The 4,713-nt window shown below is 71.5% G+C and carries 5 protein-coding genes; 1 reads left to right on the top strand and 4 read right to left on the bottom strand.

Annotated features, from left to right (window positions below):
• Positions 1 to 5 precede the first annotated feature (5 nt).
• Entirely contained in the window at positions 6 to 1,046 is a 1,041-nt protein-coding gene (locus AAHM41_RS38990) for a serine hydrolase domain-containing protein (RefSeq protein WP_342242021.1), read from the bottom strand.
• A 149-nt stretch (positions 1,047 to 1,195) separates the two neighbouring features.
• Here AAHM41_RS38990 and AAHM41_RS38995 point away from each other — a divergent pair, with 149 nt between their 5' ends.
• Entirely contained in the window at positions 1,196 to 1,684 is a 489-nt protein-coding gene (locus tag AAHM41_RS38995; RefSeq protein WP_342242022.1) for a DUF3280 domain-containing protein, read from the top strand.
• Between the two features lie 51 nt (positions 1,685 to 1,735).
• On the opposite strand, the gene AAHM41_RS39000 is transcribed toward AAHM41_RS38995, so the two are convergent.
• From AAHM41_RS39000 to AAHM41_RS39010, 3 genes are all read right to left on the bottom strand, one after another.
• Positions 1,736 to 2,848 carry a branched-chain amino acid ABC transporter substrate-binding protein gene (locus tag AAHM41_RS39000; protein ID WP_342242023.1) on the bottom strand — a complete coding sequence of 371 codons (1,113 nt, stop codon included), beginning with the start codon at positions 2,846 to 2,848 and terminating at the stop codon, positions 1,736 to 1,738.
• Positions 2,849 to 3,049: 201 nt separating this feature from the next.
• Positions 3,050 to 4,072, bottom strand: coding sequence for an SIS domain-containing protein (locus AAHM41_RS39005; protein ID WP_342242024.1), 1,023 nt, complete (start codon positions 4,070 to 4,072; stop codon positions 3,050 to 3,052).
• Positions 4,053 to 4,713 (bottom strand): amidohydrolase family protein (locus AAHM41_RS39010; protein ID WP_342242025.1); only part of this gene is annotated, 661 nt, incomplete at its 5' end. The genes AAHM41_RS39010 and AAHM41_RS39005, both read right to left, overlap by 20 nt.

Consider the following 4,713-nt stretch of genomic DNA (forward strand, 5'->3'; position numbering starts at 1 on the left):
TGCCGTCAGCCGGCCGGGCGCTGCGCCGCCGCCGGGACGATGCCGTCGGCCAGCAGGCCGTGCAGCTGCTCGAGATAGCCGTCGCGGGACCGCGCCGTCGGGTCCGAGGTCATGACCACGGTCAGGCGGAGATCGGGCACGACATAGACCATCTGCCCGCCGAAGCCCCAGCCGTAATAGACCGGATGGCCCTGCGCCTCGGTGATGAACCAGCCATAGCCATAGGCGTGGCCGGTGAAGGGTGACCGGGTGCGTGGCGTCCATGAGGCCTCGACCCAGCCTTCCGGCAGCACCCGCTTTCCGTCGATCACGCCGTCCTGGCGGTACAGCTCGCCGAAGCGCAGCAGGGCGCGGGGCGACAGCACCATGTCGTTGCCGCCGACATAGATGCCCTGCGGGTCGCGCGGCCAGTCCGGGATGGTGATGCCCAGCGGCCGGCCCAGCCAGTCGCGCATCAGCGCCAGGGTGCTGCGGCCGGTCAGCCGGGTCAGGGCCGCCGACAGCAGGTGGCTGTCGCCGGTCGAATACAGCATCCGCCCGCCGGGCCGGTCGACGAAGGGCCGGGACAGGATGTAGCGCACCCAGTCCGGGCTGCTGGTCCAGCGCCCGTAATTCGGGCCCGAGGTGCGGTCGAGCCCGGCCCGCATCGACAGCAGATGGTCGATGGTGACCTGGCCGAGCAGCGGGTCCGGATCCGCCGGCAGCGCTGCGGCCAGGATCGGGGCGACCGGCTGGTCGAGCCCGGTGAAGACCCGGCGCTCGAGGGCGATGCCGACCAGCGCCGAGAGGATCGATTTCGACGCCGACTTGATATTCACCGGCCGGTCCAGCCCCGGGCCGCGGAAGGCGCGCTCCGCCACCGGCACGCCGTCCTGGGCGATGATCAGCGCCCGCAGCCGCGGCAGCGCCGCCGCCCGCTGCAGCACGGCGTCCAGCTCGGCCGGGTCCAGCCGCGGCTCCGGCACTGTGGTCATCAGAGGGGTGGCGATCTGGGCGGCAGAGGGCATCGCCGCCAGCATGAGGCCGGACGCGATCAGGGGCAGCAACCGGGTCCGGAGCCGTCGCATCCCGCGAATGTGGGCCCGGCGCAGCGAAGCGCAAGGGGCTGCCCGCCGGGGGCCTCCTTCGTAAGTCGCGTTTCCGTCGCCGGCCTCCGCGCCTAGGCTTGGCGGACTCGCAGCAATGGAGGCCGGTGATGCTGCCGCGCTGGCTGATCCCGACCCTGGCCCTGATCGCCGGCCCCGCCGCCGCGCAGACGCCCGCGCCGACGGCGGTGTTCCCGTTCGAGCTGGCCGACACCAGCGGCGAGGTCGCGTCGCCCGGCCATGACGCGCGGATCGCCCTGGCCACCGAACAGCTGGCCCGCAAGCTGGAAGGCTCCGGCCGCTACCGGCCGGTCGACCTGGCTCCGCTGGCGGCGAAAGTCGCCGCGACGGCGCCGCGATACAGCTGCGGCGGCTGCTGGCTGGACGTCGCCCGGGAGAGCGGCGCGGAGCTGGCGGTACTGGCCTCCGTCCACAAGGTCTCGACCCTGATCTCGACCATGGACATCTGGGTCGCCGACCTGCGCAGCGGCCAATACGTCGCCCATGTCCAGGGCCAGATCCGCGGCGACACCGACGCCGCCTGGCTGCGCGGCGTCGACTTCCTGGTCGACGAGCGGCTGCTGCGGCAGCCGCCATGAAGAAAGGGGCCGGCGCTGGGCCGGCCCCTGGCTTGGATCGGATCCGCAGGCTTACTTCACCGGCTCGACATTCGTGCCGACGCGCTTGAACAGGGCGTAGCCGGACTTGGTGCGGTCGCCCTTGGAGTCATAGGCGATGTCGCCGATCACGGTCTTGTAGTCGGTGCCGTCATGCAGCGCCGCCGCCACCTTCGCCGGATCGTTCGACTTGGCCTTCTTCGCTGCCTCGGCCCAGACCTGGACCGCGGCATAGGCGTAGAGGGTATAGCCGGCCGGGTCGATGCTCTTGGCCTTCAGCGCCGCGACCACGTCCTTCGCCGCCGGGTTGGTCTCGGGCGGGTTGTCGATGGTCAGCAGCACGCCCTCGCCGGCCGGGCCGACGATCGACCAGAAGTCCTGGGCATAGAGGCCGTCGCCGGAGATGAACTGCGCCTGCAGCCCCTGATCGCGCATCTGCCGCAGCAGCAGGCCGGCCTCGTTGTACAGGCCGCCGTAATAGACCACGTCGATGTTCTGGGACTTCAGCTTCGAGATCGTGGCCGAGTAGTCGAGCTCGCCCGGCGTGATCGTCTCATAGGCCGTTTCTTTCACCCCGGCGGCGTTGACCGCCGCCTTGGTGGCGTCGGCCAGGCCCTTGCCGTAGGTGGTCGAGTCCTGGACGAAGGCGATCTTCTTGTCCTTGAACTTGTCGGCGATGTAGGCGCCGGCGACCTTGCCCTGCTGGTCGTCGCGGACCACCGTCCGGAACACGGTCTTGTAGCCCTTCTCGGTCAGGTCCACCGCGGTGGCCGAGGGGGTGATCATGATGATGCCCTCCTCGTCATAGATCGGGGCGGCGGCGACCGTGGCGCCCGACAGGGTGTGGCCGACGACCGCGACCACTTTCTTGTTGACCATGTCGTTGGCGACCTGCACGGCCTGGCGCGGATCGCCGGCATCGTCGCCGAACTCGACCACGATCTTCTCGCCATTGACCCCGCCGGCGGCGTTGATCGCCTCGACCGCCGCCTCGACGCCGCGCCGCTCCTGCAGCCCGTAGGGCGCGTTGCCGCCACTCAGCACGAACGCGGCCCCGATGGTGACGTCGGCCCAGGCGGCCGATCCGCCGAAGACGGTGGCCAGGGCCAGGGCCGAGGCCAGCGTCCTGCTGCGGAATCTGCTCATGCGAATCTCCCTCTTCACTCCGGCGGGCCGGATGCCCGCACTTTGGGCAAGAGGGTAAAGCGATTGCAGGCCCGGCGTGAATTCGTTTGTTGCGGAGCCGGCGTTTCGGCCCGTCCCGGTTTCGTTTCGATCGGTCGGCCGGGCCGTTCCATCAGGAAAATATCCCGGCCGGCCGATCGGCCGGATTTGTGCCGAATCGGCTCAGACCGTCTCGGTCACCTTGCTCAGGTTGCGCGGCGCATCGGGCGACAGGCCGCGGGCCTCCGACAGGGCGGCGACGAAGGGGTAGAAGGCGCCGATCGCCAGGATCGGGTCCAGCGTCGGGTGCAGCGGCGGCGGCAGCGGCAGCGTCGCCCCCTCCACCCCCGGTGCGCCGGCCAGCAGGACATTGGCACCCAGGCCGCGGAACTCCGCCGCCATCTTCAGCACGCTGTCCCGCCCGCCGTCGTTCGGCGCGTAGGCCAGCACCGGATAGCCGGCCTCGACCAGCGCCTTGGGGCCGTGCATGATCTCGGCCGCGCTCATCGCCTCGGCCTGCAGGATGCAGGTCTCCTTGAACTTCAGCGCGCTCTCCTGCGCGACGCCCAAGTTCAGGCCGCGGCCGGCGACCATCATCCGATCGGCCTTCACCAGCGCCTCGATGGCCGGCGACCAGTCGCTGCGCACGGCGGCCTCCAGCGCCTCCGGCAGCCGCTGCAGCGCGGCCTGCAGCTCCGCATCCTCGGCCCATTCGGCGACCAGCCGGGCGGCGACCACCAGGCTGGCGATGTAGGATTTGGTCGCGGCCACGGCGCGCTCACGCCCGGCGTGCTGGTCGAGGACGATCTCCGCCGCCTGCGCGGCCGGGCTGTCGGTCGAATTCAGCACGGCGACGGTCAGCGCGCCGCGCTCGCGGGCGCGGCGCACCGGCGTCACCAGGTCCGGGCTGCGGCCGGATTGCGACACGGCGATGGCCAGGCTGCCCTTCAGGTCCAGGTCGGAATGCCCCAGCGTCTCCAGCGAGGGCGGCAGCGAGGCGGTGACGACACCCAGCCGGCTGCCCAGCAGATAGGCGGCATAGGTCGCGGCGTGGTCGGAGCTGCCGCGGGCGATGGTCACGGCGAAGCGCGGCCGGGCGGCGCGCAGCCGGGCGGCCAGGTCGCGGACCAGATCCGCGTCGGCGGCCAGCAGGTCGGCGATGCGGGCCGGGGCCTCGCGCGCCTCCTCAAGCATGATCGAGGTCAATCGACTCTCCTTCGACATGGACGCTGATGACCCGCAGGCCGGCGTCGAGAACGACGATGTCCGCCCAGGCGCCGGGCGCCAGGCGGCCGCGATCGGCCAGGCCGAGATAATCGGCGGCCAGGGTCGAGGTGCGGCGCGACGCCTCCTCCGGCGCCAGGCCGATGGCGACGAAATTGGCGAAGGCCTGGTCCATGGTCAGGCAGCTGCCGGCCAGGGTGCCGTCGTCCAGCCGCACGCCATTGCCGCATTTCCGCACCGTGTGCCGGCCCAGCCTGTAGTCGCCGTCCGGCATGCCCGAGGCGGCGGTGGCGTCGGTGACGGCGTAGAGCGACGGGATCGCCCGCAGCGCCGCCCGGATGGCGCCGGGATGGACGTGCAGCAGGTCGGGGATCAGCTCGGCATGCTCGGCATGGGCCAAAGCGGCGCCGACGATGCCGGGGGCGCGGTGGTGCAGCGCCGTCATGGCGTTGAACATGTGGGTGACGCCGTCGATCCCGCGCGAGAAGGCCTCGGCCGCGGTCTCGTAGTCGCAGGAGGAATGGCCCAGCTGCACCCGGATGTCGCGCGCCGCCAGGAAGGCCTGCAGGCTGCCGTCGGGGTCGGCCTCCGGCGCCCAGGTGACGACCCGGATGTCGGCGCGG

It is taken from the genome of Inquilinus sp. OTU3971 (assembly GCF_038440215.1).

Bases quoted from the DNA above. Each gene is read 5' to 3' on its own strand.
- AAHM41_RS39000 (WP_342242023.1), bottom strand. From the start codon at position 2,848: ATGAGCAGATTCCGCAGCAGGACGCTGGCCTCGGCCCTGGCCCTGGCC.
- AAHM41_RS38995 (WP_342242022.1), top strand. From the start codon at position 1,196: ATGCTGCCGCGCTGGCTGATCCCGACCCTGGCCCTGATCGCCGGCCCC.